Below are 592 nucleotides of genomic sequence, written 5' to 3'. Positions count from 1 at the left end.
CGCCTGGCGCGCCGCCTGTGGCAGGGGGTGCTGCTGGCCCTGGCCCGCCCCGACAGCCCGCTGCCCGAGCCCCTGCGCCAGGGACTCGGCCGGCTGGCCGCCACCGTGCTGCGCGAGCTGGCGGTGCCGCGCCCGGATCTCGACCTGCTGCTGCTGCTGAACGGCCAGGTGCTGGCCGGGCTGGCGGCCCGGCCCTGATTCGGCGCCGTCCCGGAGCGAAAAAATCACAAAAAACCGCGTGGCTTTAATCGGACGTTAGAGAATTACACGGCATGGTGAGCCCGCGCCGCAGCATGGCCCCGCCCCGACCGGGCGGCCGCCCCGCCGGCGCCGCCGCGGCCCAAGACCCCGGCCGGATCCCGCAGAAGCACCGCCCTGAAAAAAGCCGGCCGGCCGCGCCACCCCGTGTGGAGGGCCGGCAAGCCAGGGCACCACCCGCCGGGTGGTGCCCCCCGTCAACCCGGGCCGGTCCGCCGGTCCTGCAAGGATGCCCTGCGTGCCCCACTCCTCCGCCCTGGCCCTGCCTGCCGACCTGCCCGCCGAGGGCCCCGCCGGTGCGCGCGCCCTGGAGGCCGCGGCCTTCCGCCAGGTG

At 76.5% G+C, this 592-nt stretch carries 1 protein-coding gene; it reads left to right on the top strand.

Annotation, left to right across the window (positions count from 1 at the left end; genetic code table 11):
- Positions 1 to 198 (top strand): flagellar biosynthesis regulator FlaF (locus HMPREF0731_RS22705; RefSeq protein WP_040614572.1); only part of this gene is annotated, 198 nt, incomplete at its 5' end.
- Between the last annotated feature and the right edge of the window lie 394 nt (positions 199 to 592).

Source organism: Pseudoroseomonas cervicalis ATCC 49957, assembly GCF_000164635.1.
Lineage (GTDB): Bacteria > Pseudomonadota > Alphaproteobacteria > Acetobacterales > Acetobacteraceae > Pseudoroseomonas > Pseudoroseomonas cervicalis.
The sequence above is the reverse complement of the archived record's forward strand: the minus strand, read 5'-3'. Positions and strand labels throughout refer to the sequence as shown.